Source organism: Lacrimispora sphenoides JCM 1415 (assembly GCF_900105615.1).
Classification (GTDB): Bacteria; Bacillota; Clostridia; order Lachnospirales; family Lachnospiraceae; genus Lacrimispora; species Lacrimispora sphenoides.
In genome coordinates, this window is sequence record NZ_LT630003.1 from 1481873 (window position 1) to 1506193 (window position 24321).

The window sequence follows — 24321 nt, forward strand, 5'->3', positions numbered from 1 at the left end:
GCGCCCCTGCTCTTTTGTGAAAGGACATCTAGGTGTACATATGAATAAACAGGACGGAAAAGGGATTAAGGCATTATCTGCCTTGGGTCTGATTATAACAACCATCATATGGGGCAGCGGCTTTGTTGTGATGAAGAATTCGGTGGAAGTGGTTACTCCGGCTTACTTGCTGGCTTTACGTTTTACCATTGCGTCTGTTGCACTGGTAGCCGTATTCTGGAAGCGGGTGAAAAAAATCAGTAAATCGGATGTGATGTGCGGCGGACTTTTAGGCGTGTTTTTGTTTGTCAGTTATTTTTTTCAGACCTATGGGCTTAAATATACCACTGCCAGTAAAAATGCATTTATCACCACATTGTACGTGATCCTGGTGCCATTTCTTCATTGGTTTTATAACAGAAAAAAGCCTACCAGAAACAATGTGGCAGCAGCAGGTATCGCAGTGCTGGGACTTGCGCTGCTGTCCCTGGAGGGAGACTTTTCCGTGAATATTGGGGATTTGATGACTTTGGTTTGCGGCTTTTTCTTCGCGTTTCACATTGTTTTTATTGATCGTTATACCGAAGACCATGATCCCATTATCCTGACTGTGATCCAGATGGCCATGGCCGCAATCTTAAGCTGGGTAATTGCTCCGCTTTTGGAAGGTTCCTTAGATGTAACCGTGATTAACACTTCTATGATGACCGGTCTGCTGTATCTGGGAATCTTTTGCACGATGATCTGTTTTCTTCTCCAAAATGTGGGACAAAAGCATCTGACTCCCAATACTTCCTCCATTATTTTATCCTTTGAAGCTGTATTCGGCCTGACGTTTTCCGTTCTGTTTTTGGGGGAGCAGGTGACGATAAAACTGGCTGCAGGATGTATGCTGATGTTCACCTCCGTCCTCTTATCTGAATATAAAAGGAAAGGTTCCGCAAAGCCATAGTTATCAGAAAGATTTGCCATTCATGAATTTTAGTGTTATAATGAACAGGTTACTATCATAAGGCGGTAGGGAGATATATGTCGAAATCGTTATACATTGCAGAAAAACCAAGTGTGGCCCAGGAGTTTGCCAATGCTTTAAAGGCGAATGGAAGGCGCAGGGATGGATATATAGAATCGGATCAGGTGATCATAACCTGGTGCGTAGGGCATCTGGTAACGATGAGCTATCCGGAAAGCTATGATCCAAAATTCAAACGGTGGAGCCTATCCACCCTTCCTTTCCTTCCAAAGGAATTTAAGTACGAGGTGATTCCAAGTGCTGAAAAACAATTTAAGATTGTAAGCAGCCTGCTCAACCGTCCTGATGTGGATACCATTTATGTATGCACGGACTCCGGGCGGGAAGGAGAGTACATATACCGCCTGGTGGCGCAAATGGCAGGAGTGGGGGACAAGAAGCAGAAACGTGTGTGGATTGATTCCCAGACTGAGGATGAGATTTTACGAGGCATCCGGGAAGCAAAAGATGAATCCGAATACGATAATCTTTCAGCCTCAGCCTATTTAAGGGCGAAGGAAGATTATCTCATGGGAATTAATTTTTCCCGATTGCTTACACTAAGATATGGGCAGCATATTTCCAATTACTTAAAAAGCGGGAAGAATACGGTAATATCCGTCGGCCGGGTCATGACCTGTGTCATGGGGATGGTGGTGCGGAGAGAGCGGGAGGTCCGGGACTTTGTTAAAACTCCGTTTTACCGTGTAATCGGAACCTTTTCCAGAGAGGATGCAGCGAACCCCGAATTATCGGGTATGGATTTTGACGGTGAGTGGAGAAGTGCTCCAGGATCCAAATATTTCGAATCCCCGTTCCTTTATAAGGAAAACGGCTTTAAGGAACGAAAATATGCGGAAGAGCTGATAAACACCCTGTCTCTCATGGATCCCATGGAAGGAACCGTTGCTTCCATAGAAAAGAAAAAGGAAACAAAGAATCCCCCCTTGCTTTACAATCTGGCTGAGCTTCAGAATGACTGTTCCAGAATGTTTAAGATCAGTCCTGATGAGACCTTAAAGCAGGTTCAGGAGCTTTATGAGAAGAAACTGGTCACTTACCCAAGAACTGATGCCAGAGTTTTATCTACGGCGGTTGCAAAGGAGATCCATAAGAACATAGCCGGGCTTAAGGGCTTTGAACCTTTGGCAGAAGCAGCAGCAGAAGTTATGGAGAAGGGCTCTTTTAAGACCATTGAAAAAACCAGATATGTCAATGATAAACAGATAACGGACCATTATGCCATCATACCCACCGGCCAGGGTCTTGCCGCGTTGAGGGGGCTGTCTCCCCTGGGATTGAAGGTTTATGAAGTCATAGCAAGAAGATTTATAAGTGTCTTTTATCCCCCGGCTGTTTATCAGAAATACGCTCTGGAGCTTGTGGCGGATACAGGAAACCCCGCTGCAGATCCTGCCCAGAATCAGGAGCTTATAAAAGAACATTTTTATGCCAATTTCCGGGTCATGCTGGAAGCGGGCTATTTAAAAGTGGCAGAGGTGTCCTGGGGAAAAAAGAAGCAGCAGGATGAAGGAAATGGTGAAGCGCCTTCAGAGGACAACGGACAAGAGGAGAACAACCAGGAATCCTCTCAGAATCAAATGGATAACCCCGCATTCGTTGCCATGCTTGGCACCCTGAAAAAGGGAATGAAGCTTCCTCTTAAAAAGCTGACGATTAAGGAGGGAGAGACCTCCCCTCCCAAGCGTTATACATCCGGTTCCATGATCTTAGCCATGGAAAACGCCGGACAGCTTATAGAAGATGAAGAGCTCCGAGCCCAGATAAAGGGAAGCGGAATAGGAACCAGTGCTACCCGGGCTGAGATTTTAAAAAAGCTGTGCAATATCAAGTATCTTTCCTTAAACAGCAAGACCCAGGTAATTGTTCCCACTCTTTTGGGAGAGATGATTTTCGACGTAGTCAATGCTTCCATCAGACAGCTTCTTAATCCGGAATTGACGGCAAGCTGGGAAAAAGGGCTGACTTACGTAGCCGAGGGGTCTATAACCCCGGATGAATATATGCAGAAGCTGGAGAATTTTGTTGCCGGGCGGACCGCAGGAGTTTTAAGACTCAACAATCATTACGATCTGCATGGTGTATTTGATGCTGCGGCAGCTAATTATAAAAAACAAAAATAGGAGATTATAAAATGAAAAAAGAAGATATGACAAACCAGGACTTATTTGATACTACCCATACGATAGCAAAATTATTATTTGAACAGACTACTTACCCATGGGAAATCATCCCGAAAATCAGTGAATTCATCGTTTCCCTGGGAGAGCGCCTTCCAAAGGATGAGTTTGTTCACGTGGGAAAAGCGGTATGGATCCATAAATCCATCAATCTTCCGCCAACAGCATGTATGGGTGAGCATGTAATCATCTGTAAGGGTGCACAGATCCGTCATTGCGCATTTATCAGAGGCAACGCCATCATTGGAGAAGGTGCTGTAATAGGAAACTCTTCTGAAATTAAGAACTCCATTCTTTTTGATGGTGTACAGGTTCCTCATTATAACTATGTAGGAGATTCCATCTTAGGCTATAAGTCTCATATGGGTGCTTCTTCTTTGGCTTCCAACGTAAAATCTGATAAGTCTTTGGTTACGGTTCATGCAGAAGACGGGGATATTGAGACCGGTCTTAAGAAATTCGGTGCGATCATAGGTGATTTCACAGAAGTTGGCTGTGGTGCAGTCTTGAATCCAGGTACCGTAATCGGGCCAAAATCCAATATTTATCCTCTTTCCTGCGTCAGAGGCTGTGTAGATGCTAACTCCATCTATAAGAATCAGGGTGAAATCGTAGAGAAAAAAATGATTGAGGAATAAGGAACAGTATAATGGATAAACAACACACTGCGGCGAAAAACGGAACCTTTGGTTCGCGGATCGGATTTATTCTCGCCTCTGTTGGCTCTGCGGTAGGTATGGGAAACATTTGGATGTTTCCCTACCGCCTGGGCCAGTATGGGGGAGCCGCTTTTTTACTGGTGTATTTTGGCTTTGTTTTTTTGTTTGGCATGGTCGGTCTTTCCGGTGAGTTTGCCTTTGGAAGGCTGACCGGGACAGGCCCTATTGGTTCCTACGACTATGCCATGAAGACCAGAGGAAAAAAAGGAGGCGCCTTTATTGGAGCAATTCCCTTAATCGGGTCTTTTGGCATTGCCATTGGCTATGCCATCATTGTAGGCTGGGTTCTTAAGTACCTGTTCGGGGCTTTAAGCGGCGTGATGATGAATACGGATGCAACGGTATACTTTTCCAGCATGACAGGAAAATTTGGCAGCGTGCCCTGGCATTTCCTTGTGGTAGTCCTTACTGTGGCTGTTCTCGCAGGTGGGGTATTAAAAGGGATTGAAAAAGTGAATGCGATCATGATGCCGTCTTTTTTTATCCTGTTTGCGATCATTGCGGTCCGGGTCTTTTTTCTTCCAGGCGCTTTGGCAGGCTATGAATATCTGCTGGTTCCCAGATGGGAGTACTTACTGAAACCGGAAACCTGGGTGATGGCCATGGGACAGGCATTCTTTTCCTTATCCATTACAGGCTCCGGAATGGTCATTTACGGCAGTTATCTGGATAAAAAAGAAGATATACCAAAGGCAGCCGTCACCACTGCATTACTTGACACGGTTGCTGCGCTTTTGGCTGGTTTTGCAATCATTCCGGCGGTATTTGCTTTCCAGATGGACCCTGCAAGCGGCCCGCCTCTTATGTTCATCACAGTACCAAAGGTCTTTTCCATGATTCCGGCAGGAAGATGGGTGGCAGTGCTGTTTTTCCTTTCCGTATTGTTTGCAGGGGTGACTTCTCTGGTAAACATGCTTGAGGTGTGCTCAGAGGCTGTACAGACCCACTTGCACTTTTCACGTAAGAAGGCTATTTTTTTGGTAGGGGCAGCGGTGTTTATTCCAGGACTCTTCATAGAATACGAGCCTTATATGGGATTCTTTATGGATCTGATTACAATATACGTAGTTCCATTTGGCGCCGTTTTATGCTCTATTATGATTTACTGGGTCTTAAAAGACGGAAAGATCATGGAAGAATTAAACAGGGGAAGGAAGAAGCCTTTAGGGGCGGCTTATCTTTTTACTGCAAAATACATCTATGTTTTTCTTGCTGCGTTAGTGTTCGCACTTAGCATCCTATATAAAGGAATCGGATAAAATATAGTCAAAAAGAAACGCACTTTGAAGCGGCAGGATATGCCGGATCAAGGTGCGTTTTTAAGTGGTCTTTAGTTGTCTGCTATTTTGTACCGAAGATTCTGTCTCCTGCATCTCCCAGACCAGGACAGATATAGGCGTTATCATTTAACTGGCGGTCCAGATGTCCGATGTAGATCTGAATGTCCGGATGTGCCTCACGGAGTCTCTTTAAGCCTTCCGGAGCTGCGATAATAGCCATGAATTTGATGTTTCTTCCGCCATGCTGTTTGATGAAATCTACAGCGGCTACTGCGGAACCGCCTGTTGCCAGCATAGGATCTGTCACAACAATGGTTCTCTGCTCGATTGGGCTTGGCAGCTTACAATAGTATTCGTGAGGCTCATGGGTAACTTCATCCCGGTACAGGCCGATGTGGCCTACTTTTGCAGAGGGAACCAAAGCCAGGATTCCGTTGACCATACCCAGTCCTGCACGAAGGATAGGAACGACAGCCATTTTTTTACCGGCAATCATAGGAGTCATGCAGGTCTCAATAGGAGTTTCCACCTCTACATCCTGTAAGGGGAGATCTCTTAAGGCCTCAAATCCCATCAGCATTGCAATTTCTTCGATGAGGGCACGGAACTCATTGGTGCCTGTCCTCTTATCTCTTAAAATAGAGATCTTGTGCTGAATAAGCGGGTGAGTAAAAACGGTTACATTGTCCATTGAAAAGTCCATAATTGTTTTAAATCCTTTCTTTATTCTCTTAGAGTATCAGGGTTTCCGGTAATATGAGGTTCATGAGAACAACGATTATGACTGCTAGAAACAGACCTTAGCTGTTTCTTGTAATAGAGTCTGCTATAACATTAAGTTCTCCAAGCTGTGCGAATCCAGGTTCGAATATCAGAATCAGTCCAACGATGGTCTGGCCCTCAGGGCGAAAATAATTCCACCCTGTACTAAAGGTACGTTTCCTGGGATCACGGTTCCTTCCGGCCGGATAACTGCGGTGGCAGCGGCCAGAAAAGTAAAGGAGGAACCAAGAAATACAGGAACTCTAAATTTAGTACAGCAGTGGAATATTAAGTTGCCGTCGCTTGCTGAAAATAATGCCAACGATAGATTGTGACCTGTCATTTAGGGTATGCACGGTTGCAACGAAGATGACGAACATATGTCTGATACTGAGCAGATAATCTCGGGTTGTCAGTTTTGCGTTGTTACTCATTTTTCTACCCCATTTCTTTTTATTTTCCGTACTATTCTAACAGAGAAAGAGGTAAAAGGCAACTATTTTTCCTATTTTGTCTCAGGAGTATATTTTATCAGCGCAAAATCACCCAGGCTATGAGGCACCGGAATGGAAATAATTATGGTACCGCTATCTTCATAGCTAAAGGATTCCGGAAAGACAGGAGTGTTGCCTGAGGATGCTGATTCCAAGGGAAAATCCGCTTTTTGGAACATTTTGGCATATGTCTCCATGCCGATTTGAACAAAATAAGGAATTAAGGCTTTTGCAAGTTCAGGAGATGCATCATAGAGCTGACAGTCATCAGAACGGATGTATTCAGCCAGCGCATTGGGATCTGCATAATCCGTGAGTCTTATATCCTTAGCCAGAGACATATCAACCGTGTTAGTAAAAAACACATTGACCGGATGCGCAGCTCCATCCCCGGAAAAGAGTCCGGTGTATATAACTGTGACGCGCTTCCTGTCTACGGAGTTTACCTTGGCTGTAAGGGACAGGCTGTCCTTTTCTACATTGACGGAATAGGCTTTTAATATCTCTAAAGCATTGCTTTTTAACAGGTCGTTTATTTTTTCTTCCATGGCCCCATCTACCAATCCGGAGACAGCCGGATACTGAATGGAAACATTTCCATCCTTATAGGTGTGGAGGGCAGCGGTGATGCCGGCGGCGGCAGAGGTGTTCTTGCCCGATTCCTTTTGCTGAGCCTGGGTATCCGGGTTTTCGATCTTTACAGGTTCCGGTGCTTCTGTGGCAGAGGACATGGATTCTCCTGTTACAGCAGTGGTAGTGGCTGGCACGTCGGTTTTAACATAATTCTTTTGTCCGCAGCCGCTTAAAATCAGGGTGCAGCCGATGAAAAGGGCTGGGATAACAGTATTTCGTTTCATAGGATTACCTCCCTTCATTTTTGCTGATTTTTTTACAGTATATCACAAATATTGCAGTTGCGCCCGTGAATTTCCCCGAATTAAGAAAAAGTATAGGAAAATTTGGAAGTAAGGTATTGCAGAAAATGCCGTAAGATACGAAGATGTACAAGCCGCAGAATAGAGAAAAGGCCCTGGAAAACTGAATGTTTCAGCTTTCCAGAGCCTTGCTCCCTGCCAAGGGTGTAGTGCCGGCAGTGGGACTTGAACCCACACGATGTTGCCATCAACGGATTTTGAGTCCGCCTCGTCTGCCATTCCGACATGCCGGCCTTTCCTTACAACGCTCATTATTTTATCATAGGATTTTCCATTTGGCAAGTGTTTTTTTGCGATTATTAAATTGAAAATGAGCAAAATATATTGTATGATAGACAAAAGATATAATTAAGGAGGTGTCTGGACCATGACATGTAAGGAAGCAGAACGTCTGGTTATGCCATACATCAATGATGAACTGACAGATGAAGAGCTGTGTGAATTTCTGGAACATATGGAATCCTGCCCGGATTGCCGGGAGGAACTGGAAATATACTTTACTGTGGACGTGGGAATCAGGCAGCTGGATTCCGAAACGGGGAATTATAATATAAAAGGAGCACTGGAGGCCGCCATAGAACAGTCCAGACAAAGGCTTCAGGTGATACAGTGTATTAAAATTGCCAGGTATGCGGTGGCTACGGTAAGTGTAATGGCACTGTTTTTTACGGTCCTTCTGCAATGCCGGATCTGGCTGCAGTGGGGCTTAGTATGATGGAAGAAAGTGCCCAATGAGTATACCTAGTATACCTTTATGCCCCAATAGCATGGGCAGGAAAGAGGAAATACCCTGCGGGTATACCTTAATGCCCAAAAAAATGGGCAGGAAAGAGGAAACATGAGCAGAAAAAATATCGTTTTAGTAGATGGAAGCAGTATGCTAAGGAACGCCTTTTATGGTCTTCCTTCCAATGGGGCGAGAGGGATTCAAAGCCTGATCGTGAAGCTTTTAGAGGCAAAAGAAGCGGATTATGTGGCAGTGGCCTTTGATTCCGAAACAGAAGGCAGCCATAAAGAAATATATAAAAATACGGCGGTAAACGAAGGCCTTTTAAAGGAGGAAGAGTGCTTAAGGGAGGCGCTGCTTTCCCTGGATATTCCTGTTTTGGATAAGGACGGATATACTTCCGCTGATATTCTGGCCTCATTGGCAAAAAGGTGTCAGGAAGAGGAAGGGGAAGTCCTGCTTATGACTGGGGAGCGAAAGCTTTTACAGGCAGTGGAAGAACATGTGACCCTTAAAATACCGGTTGTAAGAGAAGAAGGTCTGGAGTTTAAGTCCTATTCCATAGAGCTCGTAAGGGAAGAATTTGGCCTGGAGCCGGAGTCCCTGGCCGGAGTTTTTGCGCTTTCCGGAGCATGGGGGATTGGTGAGAAAACTGCCTGTCAGTTGATCAGGGAGTACCATAATGTAGAAAATATTTATAACCACATAGAAGAGATAGGGTCTCAGAGAATCCGGGAGGCACTTACCGGGAATCAGGAAGAGATAAAGCGGAATGCAGAACTTGGTGCCCTTCGCAGGGATTGTGATATCAGCCTGGACTACACAAAAACTCCCCAGCAGGCAGAGATTCAGAAAATTATTGATATGGATTTTGTTCCGGCCGTTTTCCCTGGAGAAGATGAGGAACCTTCCCTGGAATCTGGCTTTCATGCTGTTACAGACCTTTCAGAAGCTGAAACCATATTTTTAAAGTGCAAAGAGGGTTGCCGGTTGGGGCTGCAGCTGGTCATTGAGGACAAGGCTGTGTCAGCTCTGTCTCTTTGCCTCAGTGAGACAGAGTGTTACTGCTTTATTCCCCAGGGGACTCTTACGCCGCAATATCTGGCAGAGAAAGCAGAGGAAGCCTGTAAAAGAGCGGGGCAGACAACGGTTTTTCACTTAAAGAGCCAGCTGGCGTTTTTAAAGCTTACGCCGGAGCAACCGGTGTTTGATGCAGGAGTTGCCGGATATCTGTTAAACCCGTTAAAGGATTCCTACGAATACAATGATCTGGCGGAGGATTATCTGGATCTCTCCATTCCATCTAAAACAGAGCTTTTAGGAAAAAGCTCCTTTAAACGTGCGCTGGAGGGGGATAAGGAAAAAGCCGTTACCTGCATCTGCTATATGTCCTATGTCGCTTTAAAAAGCCATGACCTGCTTCGTGAATCATTGGAACAGGCGGGCATGGATAAGCTGTATTATGAGATCGAAATGCCTTTGATCTACAGCCTGTTTCATATGGAAGAAGCAGGAATCCGCGTGGAAAGGGAACGCCTGAAGGAATATGGTGACCGTTTAAAGGTCCGCATCACAGAGCTTGAGCAAAAGATATATGAAGAAACGGGAGAAACCTTTAATATCAATTCTCCTAAGCAGTTAGGAGAGGTTCTCTTTGACCATATGAAGATTCCGGGAGGGAAAAAGACCAAAACCGGTTATTCAACGGCAGCGGATGTATTGGAAAAGCTGGCACCTGACTGGCCTGTGGTCAACCTGATTCTGGATTACAGACAGCTGACGAAATTAAATTCCACCTACGCAGACGGGCTGGCAGCTTACATTGGGCCGGATGAGCGGATTCACGGAACCTTTAACCAAACCATTACAGCCACGGGAAGAATCAGCAGTACAGAACCTAACTTGCAGAACATTCCGGTCCGCATGGAGCTTGGAAGGGAAATCCGGAAGGTTTTCGTTCCTCAGGAGGGATGCCAGTTTGTTGATGCGGATTATTCTCAGATTGAGCTGAGAGTACTGGCCCATATGTCAGGGGACCAGCGTCTTATTGATGCTTACCGGCAGGCAGAGGATATCCATGCCATCACGGCTTCCCAGGTGTTTCATGTTCCGTTAAATGAGGTGACGCCTCTTCAGAGAAGGAACGCAAAGGCTGTAAACTTTGGCATTGTATATGGAATCAGCTCCTTTGGACTAAGCGAGGGCTTAAGCATCACCAGAAAAGAGGCTTCGGAATACATTAGTAAATATTTCGAAACCTATCCGGGAGTGAAGTCATTTTTAGACGGCCTTGTATCTGAGGCGAAAGAACAGGGCTATGCAGTCAGCATGTTTGGGAGACGCCGTCCCGTCCCAGAGCTTAAATCCTCTAACTTCATGCAGCGCTCTTTTGGAGAACGGGTCGCTATGAATTCTCCCATCCAGGGTACTGCGGCAGATATTATCAAGATTGCCATGATCCGGGTGGATCATGCTTTGAGAAAACAGGGATTAAAATCCAGGATCGTCCTTCAGGTTCATGATGAGCTTCTCATTGAAGCATATCATGATGAGGTTGATAAGGTAAAAGAGCTTCTTGTGGAAGAAATGAAGCATGCAGCGGACCTTGCAGTATCCCTTGAAGTAGAGGCCAATGTAGGAGACTCCTGGTTTGATGCAAAGTAAAATACCTTGCAGCATTAAAGTATTTGATGGGCTGTCGCCAGATGGACATGCAGGCATGTCCATCTGGGCCGCTGCCTTTACGAGAATAAAAGGTTGGTGACTGGATGAGAGTGATTGGATTGACCGGAGGAGTCGGAGCCGGAAAAAGTCTGGTTCTTTCTATTTTAAAAGAGGAATACGGTGCGGAAGTAATCAAAGCGGATGAAGTGGCCCATGAGCTTATGGAGCCGGGAAGGGAGGGCTACCTGGCTGTTAAGTCAGCCTTGGGGGAAGACCTTCTAAAACCCGATGGAACCATTGACCGCAAAGCTTTGGCCGCACGTATCTTTGAGGATGACAACGCAAGGAAAACCGTAGATGGAATCATTCACCCTATGGTATGGAAAACCATTGAGGATAAAATTTCTGCTTCCCAAGCAGGGCTTATTGTGGTAGAATTTGCAATTATGAATGAAAATATGGAGGACAGCTGGGATGAGATGTGGTACGTTCATGCTTCAAAGGAGAACCGGATCCGCCGTTTGGCGGAAAGCAGGAGCTATACGAGAGAGCATTCGGAGCGTATCATGGCGAGTCAGGCCTCTGAATCTGAGTTTTTAAACCGCAGTACGCGGGTTATTGAAAATAACGGTTCCATGGAGGAGGTAAAGCAGCAGCTGGCTGAATTATTGAAAAGCAGAGGGTAATACCCTGCGGGTATCCCATTACACCCGGTAAAGCGGGGGGATCATCCAGAATGCAGGGCTGAAAAGAGGATAATATGAGATTGGTAAGTATTGCAAGCGGAAGCAGCGGGAACTGCATTTATGTGGGCTCCGATACCACGCATATCCTGGTGGATGCCGGGATAAGCAACAAACGGATCCAACAGGGATTAAACGAAATCGGAGTAAAGGGCAGTGAACTCACAGGAATCGTCATTACCCATGAACACTCCGACCATACGAAAGGACTGGGAGTTCTGGCCAGGAAGTATGGGGTTCCTATTTATGGGACCAGTGAGACCCTGGAAGAGATATCAAAGCAGAAGTATTTAGGGGAATACCCCAGGGAATTATTTTGTGCCATCAGGCCTGATGTGGATTTTAATGTTGGGGATCTGGAAGTAAAGCCTTTTTCCATTGATCACGATGCGGTAAAGCCGGTGGCTTACCGGATCCAGCATGGACATAAGTCTGTTGCGGTTGCCACGGATATGGGGCATTATGACCAGTATATTATTGAGCATCTTCAGGGACTTGATGCGGTATTAATCGAATCCAATCACGATGTAAATATGCTGCAGGCAGGGCCTTATCCCTACTATCTGAAACGCCGGATCCTGGGAGAACACGGGCACCTTTCCAATGAGAATGCGGGACGGCTTTTGTGCTGTATTCTTCATGAAAACTTAAAGAAGATTTTGCTGGGCCACTTAAGCAAGGAGAACAATTATGAAGAGCTTGCTTATGAGACGGTAAGGCTTGAGATCACAGAAGGAGATAATCCATTTAAGGCATCTGATTTTTCCATAGCGGTTGCAAAAAGGGATCAGATGTCAGAGATTATTACGATATAACGAGCGCAAGAGAGCGAAGATGAGCTTTTTCATCGGCGCGAAGGTTGAATGTTGATTATGAACCGCAGGTCCATGATATAATCTAATGAAAGAGGAGAAACATTATGAACAAAACGATTATTACAGTAGTTGGAAAAGATACCGTAGGGATCATAGCAAAGATTTGTACTTATTTAGCAGGCAACCAGGTGAACATATTGGATATTTCCCAAACCATTGTCCAGGGCTTCTTTAATATGATGATGATCGTGGATATCAATGATGCAACAAAGCCTTTCGGTGAACTGGCTGATGAACTGGAACAAATTGGCGATGAAATCGGAGTAAAGGTGAAATGCCAGCGTGAAGAGATTTTTACCAGCATGCACCGTATCTGATAACAAGTTCAAGGCATAAGAAAAGGATGGGTTCCCGATATGTTAAATATGTTTGAAGTTAATGAAACCAATAAAATGATCGAACAGGAGCTGCTTGATGTACGTACCATTACCATGGGCATCAGCCTTCTTGACTGCAGTGACAGTGACTTAAAAACGGTGAATGAAAAAATTTATAACAAAATTACAACCGTTGCAAAAGATCTTGTGGCAGTTGGTAAGGAGATTGAAAAGGATTTTGGAATTCCCATTGTAAATAAAAGAATTTCTGTAACTCCCATTGCCATAGTCGGCGGTGCGGCCTGCAAGAGTCCGGAAGATTTTGTGACCATTGCACAGACCCTTGACCGTGCGGCCAAGGAGGTGGGCGTTAATTTCATTGGCGGCTATTCTGCCCTTGTGAGCAAGGGAATGACCGCTGCGGATAAAAACCTGATCTGCTCCATACCAAAAGCTCTCGCCTGTACAGATCGTGTATGCAGCTCTGTGAATGTAGGTTCCACAAAGACAGGCATTAACATGGATGCAGTGGCTCTTATGGGAGAAACTGTAGTGGAAACGGCAAAGGCCACCAAGGACATTGATTCCCTCGGCTGCGCCAAACTGGTGGTATTTTGCAATGCACCGGATGATAATCCTTTTATGGCAGGAGCGTTTCACGGGGTGACGGAAGCGGATGTCATCATTAATGTGGGAGTCAGCGGTCCTGGAGTTGTTAAGACCGCCATTGAAGCAGCCAGAGGAAAGGATTTTGAAGTTCTCTGTGAAACCATTAAGAAAACCGCCTTTAAGATAACCCGCGTGGGTCAGCTGGTTGCCCAGGAGGCGTCAAAAAGGCTGAATGTTCCATTTGGTATCATTGATTTATCTCTTGCACCGACTCCAGCCGTTGGTGACAGTGTGGCTGAAATCCTGGAAGAGATCGGTCTGGAACGGGTAGGAGCACCGGGTACCACGGCTGCCCTTGCCCTATTAAATGACCAGGTAAAAAAAGGCGGCGTTATGGCCTCCTCCTATGTGGGCGGTTTAAGCGGTGCGTTTATTCCGGTCAGCGAAGATCAGGGAATGATCGATGCGGTAGCCATGGGAGCGTTAAATATTGAGAAACTGGAAGCCATGACCTGTGTCTGCTCAGTGGGACTTGATATGATCGCAATTCCTGGAGACACACCTGCCACTACCATTGCAGGGATTATTGCAGACGAATCTGCGATCGGAATGGTAAACCAGAAGACGACGGCAGTCCGCATTATTCCGGTTATTGGAAAATCCGTGGGAGAGACGGTGGAATTCGGCGGTTTATTGGGATATGCTCCTGTTATGCCGGTCAGCAAGTACTCCTGCGAGAAATTCGTTACCAGAGGCGGACGGATTCCGGCGCCTATTCACAGCTTTAAAAATTAAGTACTGGTAGAGGATGGATACAGGGAATGAATATCTATTTGATTCGCCATGGACGGCAAAACAGCAAACTCTGTAATATCGATGTGGATCTATCCGAGGAAGGCCGCCGCCAGTCGGCCTTAGTCGGGGAACGGCTTGCCTCCATAGGTATGGAAGCGGTATATTCCAGCCATTTGATCCGGGCGGTGGAAACCGCCAGGGAAGCAAACCGGTACTGGAATGCAAAGCACATCATAAGACAGGAGCTTAGAGAGATTTCCTTTGGAGATATGGAAGGAATGGCGGATGAGGAGATAGCGGAAAAATACGGAGATTTTCAGAAAGAACAGGCACGGCTGGAACAGGATTTGCCCTACCCCGGAGGCGAGTGTGCCGGGGATGTGATGAAACGGGCCATCCCTGTCCTTGAAGAAATAGCCGCAAGCGGTTACCAGAATGTAGCCGTTGTGACTCACGGAGGCGTGATCCGCTCCGTGACATCTGCGCTGCTTCATATGGAGCCGAAATATTATCGTCTCCTTGGAAATTCCCTTGAGAACTGCAGTATTACAGAAGTGCACTGGAACGAAAAAACAGGGCGTTTTTTAATGGAACGTTTTAATGATTATGCGCATCTTGAACCTTACCCGGAGCTTTTGCGGGCAAGCTGGGTGGATGCAGAAAACTGAAACACCCATCGGGTGTACCTTTGCGCCCAAAAAGCATGGGCAGGAAAGAAGGAACACCCTACGGGTATCCCTTTATGCCCAAAAAGCATGGGCAAGAAATAGGAAAGGAAATGCCTGATTTCATGGAAGAAAAGGAAAAAGAACATTTAATTCAGATTGGAAGAGAGTTTCTTGATGAAAATCTGCTTCGGATCGTAATCAGCAATCCATCAGATAAGCAGGGCGTTTCCAAAGTAAAGGTACGCCCGCTTTTGTTAAAAGGAAGCCTGATTTTTCAAGCGGAAGAGCTGGTGGGAAACCAGGCTTTTCATAAGAATTATTCTGCAGGTGAATGCATCTCTTATATCGTGGATCTGCTGGATGGAACCCTTCGTCAGATGGAACTGGAATCCAGGAAAGGTCAGGTCAGAGTGCTGATGAGCAAGAAAGGAAGCCCAAGCATCAAGATAAAGCGGCAGCAAAAGATTGCGGCACCTTCCCCGGTCCTTCAGCATAACAGACAGAAAAGTTATATATTAAAAGAAGGCACACCAGTCCCCTTTCTGGTGGATCTGGGAGTCATGACGGCGGAAGGAAAAATCATTGCTTCCAGATATGATAAGTTTCGCCAGATCAACAGGTTTTTAGAATTTATTGAGGATATCCTCCCCAGGCTTGATAAGAGCAGAGAGAATGTGATCATTGATTTTGGCTGCGGGAAGTCCTATCTGACCTTTGCCATGTATTACTATCTTCATGAGCTGAAAGGGTATTTGATCCGTGTCATCGGACTGGATTTAAAGCAGACGGTCATTGATGACTGTAACCGCCTGGGAGAACGGTATGGATATGATAAGTTAAAATTTTATCATGGAGATATCGCTTCCTACGAGGGAGTGGACCATGTAGATATGGTTGTAACACTTCATGCCTGTGATACCGCTACAGACTATGCCCTTGCAAAGGCAGTCCGCTGGGGAGCCTCTGTCATTTTATCAGTTCCCTGCTGTCAGCATGAGCTGAATAAAACCATACATCAGGAGCTTATGGCTCCCGTATTTCAATATGGTCTGATCCGGGAACGGATGGCAGCTCTATATACGGATGCACTCAGGGCAGAAATTCTGGAAAACCATGGATACCGGACTCAAATTCTGGAATTCATCGACATGGAGCATACACCGAAAAATATTTTAATTCGCGGAGTTAAACAGGGCGAAAAGAAAGATAACCGCAGGGAGATCCAGGAAATCATGGAATTTCTCCACGGGAAACTGACTCTTGCTGACCTGCTTATAGAAGAGGATAAGAACTAGAAAGTGGATGGTAATTTTTGATTATATGTGGTATGATATATAAAACGATTTAAGGAGGAGAAATCAGTGCCTTTCATCAACTCGAAAGTAAATGTCGCATTATCAGAAGAAGAAAAAGCAGCACTAAAAACAAAGCTTGGACAGGCCATCAGCCTCATTCCCGGTAAATCGGAAAGCTGGCTTATGGTTGGCTTTGAAGATAACTGTTCCCTTTACTTTAAAGGGAATAATAATACAAAGCTTGCTTTTGTAGAAGTAAAGATTTTTGGTCATGCATCAGAACGGGATTACGACAGGCTGACCGCTGAGATCTGTAAAATCTATAAAGATGTGCTATCCATCGCCCAGGATAAAATTTATGTGAAATATGAAGAAGTGGATCACTGGGGTTGGAACGGAGGAAACTTTTAGCTGCACCAGCTGATTCTTATTCGGGAGGAATGGTTTATGGAGCTTTGGGATGTTTATGATGAAAACCGGGTGGCCACTGGAAAAACCCATGTCCGCGGAGTACCTCTTGGTACAGGAGAATATCACCTTGTGTCGGATATCTGGCTTGTAAATGGAAATCAGGAGATTTTGCTCACCAAAAGGCATCCGGATAAGCCTTACGGCCTTATGTGGGAATGCTCCGGGGGCTCTGTTCTTGCGGGAGAAACCAGCATAGAAGGAGCCCTTCGGGAGCTTTCTGAAGAAGTTGGGATCCGGACGGAAAAAGAGCAGCTCATCCTGATTCATGCAATCCGTCTGAAAGAGCGGTTTGTGGACACTTATATCACCAGACAAAAGGTTACCATAAATGACATAACCATTCAGCAAGAAGAAGTGGTGGATGCGAAGTTTGTAACGTTTGAACAGCTCCTTGAAATGTGGAAACAGGGAATCGTAGTTCCTAAATCCCGGTTTCTTCTATATAAAGATAGGATCAGGGAATTCATTCAGCCGCCATCATAGGATGACGACGGAATGAGTGAACTCATTTTTCATTTTTATGCGATATTTGTCCTGCACAATGGTCTGATAAATGTGGGAGCAGTAAAAATCCTGGCGGAGCATGGACCAGGCTGCTCCGGAAAGAATGAGTCTTGCATCGGCAGTTTTTGTGATGAGAGGGATGCTCCCTCTCTTTTTTATTTCTCCCATAAGACCTGCGGAAGTTTTTTTAAAGCCTAAAATCCGGGCATATGGGGCGTAACCGGCGTTCCGGCCTAAAACAACCTGCTGGGCAGTGATTCCAAGGGCGATATGGAGAAGCGCCCGGCTGATCCGTGTATAAGTATATTGCCTTGTTTTTAAGAGGTTGATTTTTTCCTCAAAAGGTAGGAAATCCGGAAGCTGCCTTAAGAGTCTGGCTGCCAGTTCTTCTGAAACGTCGGCATACTTCTCATAGGGAATATCTTCGCTGTCCAATTTAAGCAGGGTAGTATTTAATAAGGCGCTGAAATCGTCAGGAAACACAGGAAAACCCTGGGACATCATCTGTTTTGCTGAATCCGGCACCTGTATCAGGGAAGACTCCGCCTGCTTCAGGATATCTGGATTTTCATAAATGGCTTTCCGGATTCCCGTTGCAGAACTAAAACCTTCGGAGGCAAGACTGGTATCATGATAACCGTATCCTTTTCTGGATATTGTAACTGGAGTCATTGAACTTTTCTGCCTGTAAAGAGCCTTGCAATATTCGATTCCCAGGATGTTATTTGGGGAGGCCAGAATGGAAGCCTCATCCTCGTTTAAAATCCCACAGGAAATAAGGGCCAGATTTCTGGCCTGGGGAAAGGTGGCCCCCTTTTTCAGCTCTTTGCGCAGCTCTTTCGTATAAACAGGGGGTTCTGTGGCTAAAATAGAAGCAATACCGGTAAGTTTTTCCACATTACCGCATTCGCTTCCAAAGCAGACACTGCCAACTACTCCCAGATTGTTAAGAAGGGCGATCCCACTGGCTGCAAAATCCTCTGCGCTGCTGGAAGCAAAGACAGACGGAAGCTCGATTACCAAGTCAGCTCCGCAAGACAATGCCATAGCTGTTCTTGTATATTTATCATAGATGGCAGGAGCTCCTCTTTGGACAAAATCCCCGCTCATAGCCACGATGCAATAGTCTGCCTGAGAGATTTCTTTGGCTTTCCTGATATGGTAAGCATGTCCATCGTGGAAAGGATTGTATTCAGCGATAATACCAACGGCTAGAGAACTTTTGTTTTTCATGTTAAAAGATATCCTTTTTCATTTTCTTATCCTCTATTATGCGATTGTTTCGCAAAAAATGCAAATTATTTTAGCACAACACTTGAAAATTTTAGCGAATCCTCATAGAATAGAGTGAGAATCGGTGAAAAACATCGATTAAAAGAACAGGAGAATAGATAGGTATGAATTTTATCGTTGAAACATCAGCTCGACATGTACATCTAACTCAGGAACATCTTGAGATTTTATTTGGAAACGGCTATGAGTTAACAAAGAAAAAATCTTTATCCCAGCCAGGCCAGTATGCCTGTGAGGAGAGAGTAACTGTTGTTGGTTCCAAGGGCGAGTTTAAAGGAATTTCCATTTTAGGCCCGGTTAGAAAAGCGACTCAGATAGAGCTTTCCGCAACCGATGCCCGTTCCGTTGGAATTGCTGCGCCTTTAAGAGAATCCGGCGACGTTGCCGGCAGCGGTGCATGCAAGATCGTAGGACCTGCTGGTGAAATTGAGATAACAGAGGGCGTGATCGTTGCAAAACGTCATATCCATGCAACTCCTGCAGAAGCAGAAAAGCTTGGTGTTAAAGATGGTGAAGTTGTTTCTGTGAAAATAGACACAGACGGTAGAAGCCTTATTTTCGGAGATGTAGTTGTGCGTGTAAATGAAAATTATGCTTTGGCTATGCACATTGACACAGACGAATCCAACGCAGCAAGCTGTGGCAGAGAACAGTACGGCGAAATTATTAAATAAATGAAGGAGAATCAAAGGAATATGAAAATTTTAGTTATTAACTGCGGAAGCTCTTCCTTAAAGTACCAGCTGATCGATATGGAGAACGAGGGAGTCTTAGCAATAGGCTTATGCGAGAGAATCGGCATTGCCGGTTCCAAGCTGACTCACAAGTCAGAAGGCAATGAGGATATGGTAGTAGAGAAAGAGATGCCGAACCATACCGTTGCTATCAAGCTGGTTTTGGATGCATTGGTTGACCCGAAATATGGTGTAATCAAGGATACCAGTGAAATTTCTGCAGTAGGACACAGGGTTCTCCATGCAGGAACGATTTACAGCGATTCTATCGTAGTAAATGAAGACGTGAAAAAGGTTATCCGTGACTGCTTTGATTTAGGACCTTTGCATAATCCGGCAAACCTGATGGGAATTGAAGCATGTGAGGAAGCTGTACCGGGAGTTCCTAATGTAGCAGTATTTGATACTTCTTTCGGTATGGGTATGCCAGATAAAGCAGCCATGTATGCAATTCCTAATGAATATTATGAGAAATACAGCATTCGCCGTTACGGCTTCCATGGAACAAGCCACAAATTTGTATCCAATGAAGCTTTAACTTATTGTGATCTGGATCATAAGAATGGCAAGGTAATCGTATGCCACTTAGGAAACGGAGCCAGCATTTCTGCCTCCATCGGCGGCAAGTGCGTGGATACCAGCATGGGACTGACTCCTTTAGAGGGTCTTATCATGGGTACCAGAAGCGGTGACATCGATCCTGCTGTTATTCAGTTTATCTGCAATAAGGAAGGCAAGAACGTTAATGAGGTACTGGACATTTTAAATAAAAAATCCGGTATCCTTGGTATGTCCGGCGGTATTTCCAGCGATTTCCGTGATGTGCAGAAGGCACAGGGAGAAGGAAATCGTCTGGCTGATATTGCTATCCAGGCATTTATTTACCGCGTGGCAAAATATATCGGTTCATATGTAGCAGCAATGAACGGTGTTGACGCTATTGTGTTTACTGCTGGCGTTGGCGAGAACGATAAGCCGATCAGAGGTGCGGTTTGTGAATATTTAGGCTACCTTGGTATTTCTATTGATGCTGAAGCCAATAAAGCAAGAGGAAAACGTGTTATGATCTCCACACCGGATTCCAAGGTAAAGGTATGCGTAATTCCTACCAATGAAGAGCTGGCCATTGCAAGGGAAACAAAAGCTCTGGTATAATCCGGGATAAAATGGTACATGATGTTGAGTATGGGTTACAGTTCAGCCATACCATTCATAAGTATGGCTGAACTGTTACTTCAAATATGGAAATATTTGTTGACAAATGTTGCACCCATATGTATAATAACATAGGTGCGTATTAGGAGACTAGTATGCTTATTAATTTAACTGAGTTGTTCACCCTTGAAGGGAAAGAGAAAACTTACACACCCGATCTTGATATGAAGGTCTATCACGGGCCAGGCGGTGATTATGAAGTAGTAGATGCAGAACCTGTGCTGCTGCGGATTATGAATCTTGGAGACAAAAAGCTGGTAGTGGAAGGAAAAGCGAAATTAGCTTTAATCATTCCATGTGACCGCTGTTTGGATCCGGTACGTGTTGACCTAAGTTTTGATGTAATCCGTGCTCTTGATTTGAGCGAAACGGATTCGGGAATTGTAGAAGATTTCGAAGAACAACCATTTATTAATGGTTATAATCTGGATGTAGACCAGTTGGTTTGTGATGAACTCATACTGAACCTGCCTATGAAAGTTCTCTGTAGTGAAGACTGCAAGGGGATTTGTAATAGATGTGGAACAAATCTCAATCATGAGACTTGTGACTGCGATATTAGGTCTGCAGACCCTAGAATGGCAGTCATCCAGGATATTTTTAAAAAGTTTAAGGAGGTGTAACCATGTCTATCTGTCCAAAGAACAAATCTTCTAAAGGAAGAAGAGACAAACGTAGAGCAAACTGGAAGATGAGCGCTCCAAACTTAGTGAAGTGCAGCAAGTGCGGTGCACTTATGATGCCTCACAGAGTATGCAAGGCTTGCGGTTCTTACAACAAGAAAGAAATCATCAATGTTGAAGCTTAAATTTCTGCGGATTTTGTGGAAATAGGATTTTAACCGTATCAACTTAATTAGAAAATTTCTTTAAAAAAAGCTGTTACTCAAGGAATTGAGTAGCAGCTTTTTTAAGTGTGACGGGTATGGACTACAACCCTTCTTTAACCTGGACGATGCTGTTTTCTAAATTCTGTTATGGTGCAATCAAAATATTTCTTAAAGCTGTTACTAAAATGCTGGCTATATCCATACCCCACCATATCGGCGATTTCATAGATTTTTTTATCTGTTTGTATTAATAATTCCTTTGCTTTTTCCATTCGTGTACGTATAAGAAAATCATAAACACTAGTACCGGTTTCTTTTTTAAACAGCATTGTCATATAACAATGATTTAGACGGAATTGGGCAGCAATTTCTCTTAATGTCAAATCTTCTTCAGAATAATTCTGATAAATATACGTTTTTATATCTTCAACAAGACTATTATCAATAGTAAGCTCTTTTTTCATAGCTTCCCGATAAGAATGCTTCAGTTCCTCAGCTTTATGAAAGATTGAGCCAAAAAAGAATTTTGCCCCCAGTTTTTGGAAGACGTTTAGTCGTTCAATCACTTGTTTTTCAAAACTTTCCAAGTGTATGGTGAAATCCTGATCAGTTACTGTTTTTTTATGGAGATAAAGAAAAAATATTTGAGCAGCATTGGATTTTACAAAAATACAGTCGGGATACAGATTTTCCAGTTCATCACATATAAGTTCAATGCTATCTGATGATAGTAAAGAGCTTTCGGATAAAACTCCAGTCAAATTGATAACTCCGGTTGTGCCTATCTTGTCAGAGATATCAATATCAAACTGCTTTAATTTTTTTAAGTCTAAATCATGAAACTGGTTTTGCAAAAGTTTGGAGAGATAATGTCTTCTTACAATGGGAAGGCCATTTGTAAGAATCATCTTGGTCTTTGTGCGGTTAAGCAGTTCCGTTTCCGCTCTTTTTACCACTTCAATTAATGCTTCATTACTGATAGGTTTGGTCAGATAGTCAAAGGCGTTTAATTTGAGTGCTTGCTTGGCATATTCAAAATCCTCATGACCGGATAAAAATATAAACAGCATATCCGGATATCGCTCTTTTATTTGACGTGCCATTTCAATGCCGTCCATTACCGGCATTTTTATATCACTCAGTATGATGTCAGGCTGGTGAGAGGTTAGATATTCCAGTGCGTCAATACCATCCCTGGCCACATATTCAAGACAAAATCCATTAGATTCCCAATCAATATTTTTTTGAATTGCTCTTCGTATAATGGCATCGTCATCAATAAATAATAGTGTAGTCATCTCACTCCTCCTTAATTTCCGGCTGAATTTCAGTATGGAAAGGTATCTTCACAGTAACAGTGGTTCCAACATCAATCTCGCTTTCTATGGAAATGCCATAATCTGCACCATAAGCAAGCTGAAGTCGCTGATGGACATTTTTTAATCCATAGGTTTGAGAGGAATTAGGGGCATTACAGTTATGAATCGCCTCTGTAAGTTCCGCTAATGCTTCTTTGCCGATTCCTATTCCGTCATCGGATAAATAGATATAGAGGCTGTCCCGAATGGGTTCAGCAGTGATGGTGAGCATTCCACTTGAGCGTTTAGGGCGTATTCCGTGATAAATTGCATTTTCCACGATGGGCTGCAGTGAAAGCTTGATAATCCTGCAGTCAAAAAAAGCATCATCAATACCGATATAAAAAGTAAATTCGTCTTCGTACCGAAGCTGCTGAATCTGCAGATAGCTCACAACATGCTTAATTTCCTCTTTAAGCAAAATCATGTTTACCCCTTTGCTGACCCCTATCCGATAAAAAGTGGACAGTGAATCAATCATAAGAATTGCATTGTCTGTTTCACCAAGTTCACATAGCTGTCTGGCAGAATAGAGGGTATTATATAAAAAGTGAGGATTGATTTGGGATTGGAGAGCGGATAGTTCTGCTCTTCGTTTATTTTCCAGCTGAAGATTTAATTCATGAATTAAATGCTTCATATTTTGTGTCAATTCTCCGATTGTGTTGTTTAATGTACTTATTTCTTTAATTCCCCAGATGTTAAATTCTGTATCCAGATCTCCCTTTCCTACCTGAGAGATTTTTTTTGTGAGGGCTATTATAGGTTTACTGACCTGTATGGAAAGTATGGAGTAAATGATAAGTCCTAAAGAAAGTAATGAGATGGCGGCAATGGGCAGGATTGTTGTGGATTTTTCCAGATCCAAGTACATCTCTTCTTCGGGGATGGCTGCCATGATTCCCAGTCCGCTGAGCATAAGAGGGCGGTAGAGAACATAACATCCTGTTTCTTTATCCGTATAAAATTTTTGCTCATCGGAATGATAACTGCGCACTTTTTCGATCACTTCTTCTGAAAGCCTGTATTTTTCAGGAACATTTTCTGGATTCAAATAATTGTTTTCCTGAATCAATGTCAGATAACTGTTGTTGGTGATTCTCTGTTTTTCAATTATATCTTCCAGGTAGCTTGCTTTTAGACGAATTAGGAAAATTCCCTGCACATCCGTTTCGGGGGTTCCGAGAAGCTGTGTGATTGGCAGGCTGTTTTCCTGAGGATAGATCGTTTCATAAGGAGAGGGACCATTAATATCCCGCCACTTGATTCCATCATTTCCATACTTTCCAAAATATTTATTGAAGTCAAAGTTAATCTGCTTAATTGAGTTATTTCCGGCGTATAGCATGATGGAATTGTCATTCAAATAAAGAAATACAGATTCCAGAATAGATGCATTGTGGGAATAAAAATTACGGATATCATTATTCAGGGCAATATAGGATTCTGGATCCAACGTTTTCTTATTGCTATTTAAATTATATTGCAGTTTATTATAATTCTTGTTCTGAACCAGAACTGTTATTTGCTGAAAAAGCTTGTAGCAGTTTTCATCCAATGTATTTCCGATATTAATCATGGTTCCGACAGCATTATTTTCGACAATATTGGTAATCTGGTAGGAAGATATATTATAAAAAGCTAAAAAAGAAAGAGCTGTAAACAGAATAACAAGAAAAATGTTCGTGGCAAGGATTATGGTTCGGATAGAAAAAGAATTTTTGATAGGAATCACCTTCTTTCTGTTTTGGAATTGTTAGATTCAAACAATGAGATCAATTGGATTATATATTTCGATCTGGGTTATGTCAAATGAAAACAATAAAAAAACCATGTTTTATC

At 43.8% G+C, this 24321-nt stretch carries 23 protein-coding genes and 1 tRNA gene; 18 read left to right on the forward strand and 6 right to left on the reverse strand.

What is annotated here, in order from left to right; genetic code table 11:
* Positions 1-40 precede the first annotated feature (40 nt).
* From BMX69_RS06565 to BMX69_RS06580, 4 genes are all read left to right on the forward strand, one after another.
* Positions 41-931, forward strand: a complete 891-nt coding sequence (locus BMX69_RS06565) for a DMT family transporter (protein WP_100041907.1) — start codon at positions 41-43, stop codon at positions 929-931.
* Positions 932-1008: 77 nt separating this feature from the next.
* Entirely contained in the window at positions 1009-3135 is a 2127-nt protein-coding gene (locus tag BMX69_RS06570) for a DNA topoisomerase (RefSeq protein ID WP_100041908.1), read from the forward strand.
* Positions 3136-3146: 11 nt separating this feature from the next.
* Positions 3147-3830, forward strand: coding sequence for an LbetaH domain-containing protein (locus BMX69_RS06575; RefSeq protein ID WP_100041909.1), 684 nt, complete (start codon positions 3147-3149; stop codon positions 3828-3830).
* Between the two features lie 11 nt (positions 3831-3841).
* Positions 3842-5170 carry a sodium-dependent transporter gene (locus BMX69_RS06580; protein ID WP_174715206.1) on the forward strand — a complete coding sequence of 443 codons (1329 nt, stop codon included), beginning with the start codon at positions 3842-3844 and terminating at the stop codon, positions 5168-5170.
* A gap of 82 nt (positions 5171-5252) precedes the next feature.
* On the opposite strand, the gene upp is transcribed toward BMX69_RS06580, so the two are convergent.
* The 3 genes from upp to BMX69_RS06595 all read right to left on the reverse strand — a co-directional run bounded on the left by upp (position 5253) and on the right by BMX69_RS06595 (position 7615).
* A complete protein-coding gene (upp, locus tag BMX69_RS06585; RefSeq protein ID WP_025232901.1) occupies positions 5253-5882 on the reverse strand; it encodes a uracil phosphoribosyltransferase in 630 nt (209 codons plus the stop codon).
* A 576-nt stretch (positions 5883-6458) separates the two neighbouring features.
* Positions 6459-7304: a polysaccharide deacetylase family protein gene (locus tag BMX69_RS06590; RefSeq protein WP_100041911.1), complete on the reverse strand. Its 846-nt coding sequence runs from the start codon at positions 7302-7304 to the stop codon at positions 6459-6461.
* 228 nt (positions 7305-7532) lie between these two features.
* Positions 7533-7615, reverse strand: a tRNA-Leu gene (locus BMX69_RS06595).
* A 134-nt stretch (positions 7616-7749) separates the two neighbouring features.
* On the opposite strand from BMX69_RS06595, the gene BMX69_RS06600 reads away from it, so the two are divergent.
* The 10 genes from BMX69_RS06600 to BMX69_RS06645 all read left to right on the forward strand — a co-directional run bounded on the left by BMX69_RS06600 (position 7750) and on the right by BMX69_RS06645 (position 17029).
* Positions 7750-8097: an anti-sigma factor family protein gene (locus tag BMX69_RS06600; protein ID WP_100041912.1), complete on the forward strand. Its 348-nt coding sequence runs from the start codon at positions 7750-7752 to the stop codon at positions 8095-8097.
* Positions 8098-8220: 123 nt separating this feature from the next.
* Positions 8221-10773, forward strand: coding sequence for a DNA polymerase I (polA, locus tag BMX69_RS06605; protein WP_054791791.1), 2553 nt, complete (start codon positions 8221-8223; stop codon positions 10771-10773).
* A gap of 104 nt (positions 10774-10877) precedes the next feature.
* Complete coding sequence (gene coaE, locus BMX69_RS06610; protein ID WP_100041913.1) at positions 10878-11459, forward strand: dephospho-CoA kinase; 582 nt, start codon at positions 10878-10880, stop codon at positions 11457-11459.
* A 74-nt stretch (positions 11460-11533) separates the two neighbouring features.
* Positions 11534-12331, forward strand: coding sequence for an MBL fold metallo-hydrolase (locus BMX69_RS06615; protein ID WP_100041914.1), 798 nt, complete (start codon positions 11534-11536; stop codon positions 12329-12331).
* Between the two features lie 104 nt (positions 12332-12435).
* The gene (locus BMX69_RS06620; RefSeq protein WP_054791792.1) at positions 12436-12708 is read left to right on the forward strand and encodes an ACT domain-containing protein; all 273 of its coding nucleotides are present in this window, start codon (positions 12436-12438) and stop codon (positions 12706-12708) included.
* Positions 12709-12747: 39 nt separating this feature from the next.
* Positions 12748-14112: a PFL family protein gene (locus BMX69_RS06625; protein WP_100041915.1), complete on the forward strand. Its 1365-nt coding sequence runs from the start codon at positions 12748-12750 to the stop codon at positions 14110-14112.
* Between the two features lie 26 nt (positions 14113-14138).
* Positions 14139-14780 carry a histidine phosphatase family protein gene (locus tag BMX69_RS06630; protein WP_100041916.1) on the forward strand — a complete coding sequence of 214 codons (642 nt, stop codon included), beginning with the start codon at positions 14139-14141 and terminating at the stop codon, positions 14778-14780.
* 122 nt (positions 14781-14902) lie between these two features.
* Positions 14903-16075, forward strand: coding sequence for a class I SAM-dependent methyltransferase (locus BMX69_RS06635; RefSeq protein WP_100043787.1), 1173 nt, complete (start codon positions 14903-14905; stop codon positions 16073-16075).
* A gap of 66 nt (positions 16076-16141) precedes the next feature.
* Positions 16142-16486, forward strand: coding sequence for a phenylpyruvate tautomerase MIF-related protein (locus BMX69_RS06640; protein WP_025232911.1), 345 nt, complete (start codon positions 16142-16144; stop codon positions 16484-16486).
* Positions 16487-16522: 36 nt separating this feature from the next.
* On the forward strand, positions 16523-17029 hold the full coding sequence (locus BMX69_RS06645) for an NUDIX hydrolase (protein WP_054791793.1): 507 nt from the start codon (positions 16523-16525) through the stop codon (positions 17027-17029).
* Here BMX69_RS06645 and BMX69_RS06650 read toward each other — a convergent pair.
* Positions 17024-18283 (reverse strand): nucleotidyltransferase, encoded by a 1260-nt coding sequence (locus BMX69_RS06650; RefSeq protein WP_100041917.1) that lies wholly within the window; start codon positions 18281-18283, stop codon positions 17024-17026. The two genes, BMX69_RS06645 and BMX69_RS06650, sit on opposite strands and share 6 nt — an antisense overlap.
* 164 nt (positions 18284-18447) lie before the next feature.
* Here BMX69_RS06650 and pduL point away from each other — a divergent pair, with 164 nt between their 5' ends.
* From pduL to rpmF, 4 genes are all read left to right on the forward strand, one after another.
* Complete coding sequence (gene pduL / locus BMX69_RS06655; RefSeq protein WP_100041918.1) at positions 18448-19017, forward strand: phosphate propanoyltransferase; 570 nt, start codon at positions 18448-18450, stop codon at positions 19015-19017.
* A 21-nt stretch (positions 19018-19038) separates the two neighbouring features.
* Complete coding sequence (locus BMX69_RS06660; protein ID WP_100041919.1) at positions 19039-20232, forward strand: acetate/propionate family kinase; 1194 nt, start codon at positions 19039-19041, stop codon at positions 20230-20232.
* Positions 20233-20387: 155 nt separating this feature from the next.
* Positions 20388-20915 carry a YceD family protein gene (locus tag BMX69_RS06665; RefSeq protein ID WP_054791794.1) on the forward strand — a complete coding sequence of 176 codons (528 nt, stop codon included), beginning with the start codon at positions 20388-20390 and terminating at the stop codon, positions 20913-20915.
* Between the two features lie 2 nt (positions 20916-20917).
* A complete protein-coding gene (gene rpmF, locus BMX69_RS06670) occupies positions 20918-21100 on the forward strand; it encodes a 50S ribosomal protein L32 (protein WP_038281809.1) in 183 nt (60 codons plus the stop codon).
* Positions 21101-21234: 134 nt separating this feature from the next.
* Here rpmF and BMX69_RS06675 read toward each other — a convergent pair whose 3' ends face one another.
* A complete protein-coding gene (locus tag BMX69_RS06675; RefSeq protein WP_100041920.1) occupies positions 21235-22419 on the reverse strand; it encodes a response regulator in 1185 nt (394 codons plus the stop codon).
* Position 22420: 1 nt separating this feature from the next.
* Positions 22421-24058 carry a sensor histidine kinase gene (locus BMX69_RS06680; protein ID WP_147297054.1) on the reverse strand — a complete coding sequence of 546 codons (1638 nt, stop codon included), beginning with the start codon at positions 24056-24058 and terminating at the stop codon, positions 22421-22423.
* Between the last annotated feature and the right edge of the window lie 263 nt (positions 24059-24321).

Coding starts and splice junctions, on each gene's coding strand:
- BMX69_RS06565 (WP_100041907.1), top strand. CDS start 41: ATGAATAAACAGGACGGAAAAGGGATTAAGGCATTATCTGCCTTGGGT.
- BMX69_RS06570 (WP_100041908.1), top strand. CDS start 1,009: ATGTCGAAATCGTTATACATTGCAGAAAAACCAAGTGTGGCCCAGGAG.
- BMX69_RS06575 (WP_100041909.1), top strand. CDS start 3,147: ATGAAAAAAGAAGATATGACAAACCAGGACTTATTTGATACTACCCAT.
- BMX69_RS06580 (WP_174715206.1), top strand. CDS start 3,842: ATGGATAAACAACACACTGCGGCGAAAAACGGAACCTTTGGTTCGCGG.
- upp (WP_025232901.1), bottom strand. CDS start 5,882: ATGGACAATGTAACCGTTTTTACTCACCCGCTTATTCAGCACAAGATC.
- BMX69_RS06590 (WP_100041911.1), bottom strand. CDS start 7,304: ATGAAACGAAATACTGTTATCCCAGCCCTTTTCATCGGCTGCACCCTG.
- BMX69_RS06600 (WP_100041912.1), top strand. CDS start 7,750: ATGACATGTAAGGAAGCAGAACGTCTGGTTATGCCATACATCAATGAT.
- polA (WP_054791791.1), top strand. CDS start 8,221: ATGAGCAGAAAAAATATCGTTTTAGTAGATGGAAGCAGTATGCTAAGG.
- coaE (WP_100041913.1), top strand. CDS start 10,878: ATGAGAGTGATTGGATTGACCGGAGGAGTCGGAGCCGGAAAAAGTCTG.
- BMX69_RS06615 (WP_100041914.1), top strand. CDS start 11,534: ATGAGATTGGTAAGTATTGCAAGCGGAAGCAGCGGGAACTGCATTTAT.
- BMX69_RS06620 (WP_054791792.1), top strand. CDS start 12,436: ATGAACAAAACGATTATTACAGTAGTTGGAAAAGATACCGTAGGGATC.
- BMX69_RS06625 (WP_100041915.1), top strand. CDS start 12,748: ATGTTAAATATGTTTGAAGTTAATGAAACCAATAAAATGATCGAACAG.
- BMX69_RS06630 (WP_100041916.1), top strand. CDS start 14,139: ATGAATATCTATTTGATTCGCCATGGACGGCAAAACAGCAAACTCTGT.
- BMX69_RS06635 (WP_100043787.1), top strand. CDS start 14,903: ATGGAAGAAAAGGAAAAAGAACATTTAATTCAGATTGGAAGAGAGTTT.
- BMX69_RS06645 (WP_054791793.1), top strand. CDS start 16,523: ATGGAGCTTTGGGATGTTTATGATGAAAACCGGGTGGCCACTGGAAAA.
- BMX69_RS06650 (WP_100041917.1), bottom strand. CDS start 18,283: ATGAAAAACAAAAGTTCTCTAGCCGTTGGTATTATCGCTGAATACAAT.
- pduL (WP_100041918.1), top strand. CDS start 18,448: ATGAATTTTATCGTTGAAACATCAGCTCGACATGTACATCTAACTCAG.
- BMX69_RS06660 (WP_100041919.1), top strand. CDS start 19,039: ATGAAAATTTTAGTTATTAACTGCGGAAGCTCTTCCTTAAAGTACCAG.
- BMX69_RS06665 (WP_054791794.1), top strand. CDS start 20,388: ATGCTTATTAATTTAACTGAGTTGTTCACCCTTGAAGGGAAAGAGAAA.
- rpmF (WP_038281809.1), top strand. CDS start 20,918: ATGTCTATCTGTCCAAAGAACAAATCTTCTAAAGGAAGAAGAGACAAA.
- BMX69_RS06675 (WP_100041920.1), bottom strand. CDS start 22,419: ATGACTACACTATTATTTATTGATGACGATGCCATTATACGAAGAGCA.
- BMX69_RS06680 (WP_147297054.1), bottom strand. CDS start 24,058: ATGATTAATATCGGAAATACATTGGATGAAAACTGCTACAAGCTTTTT.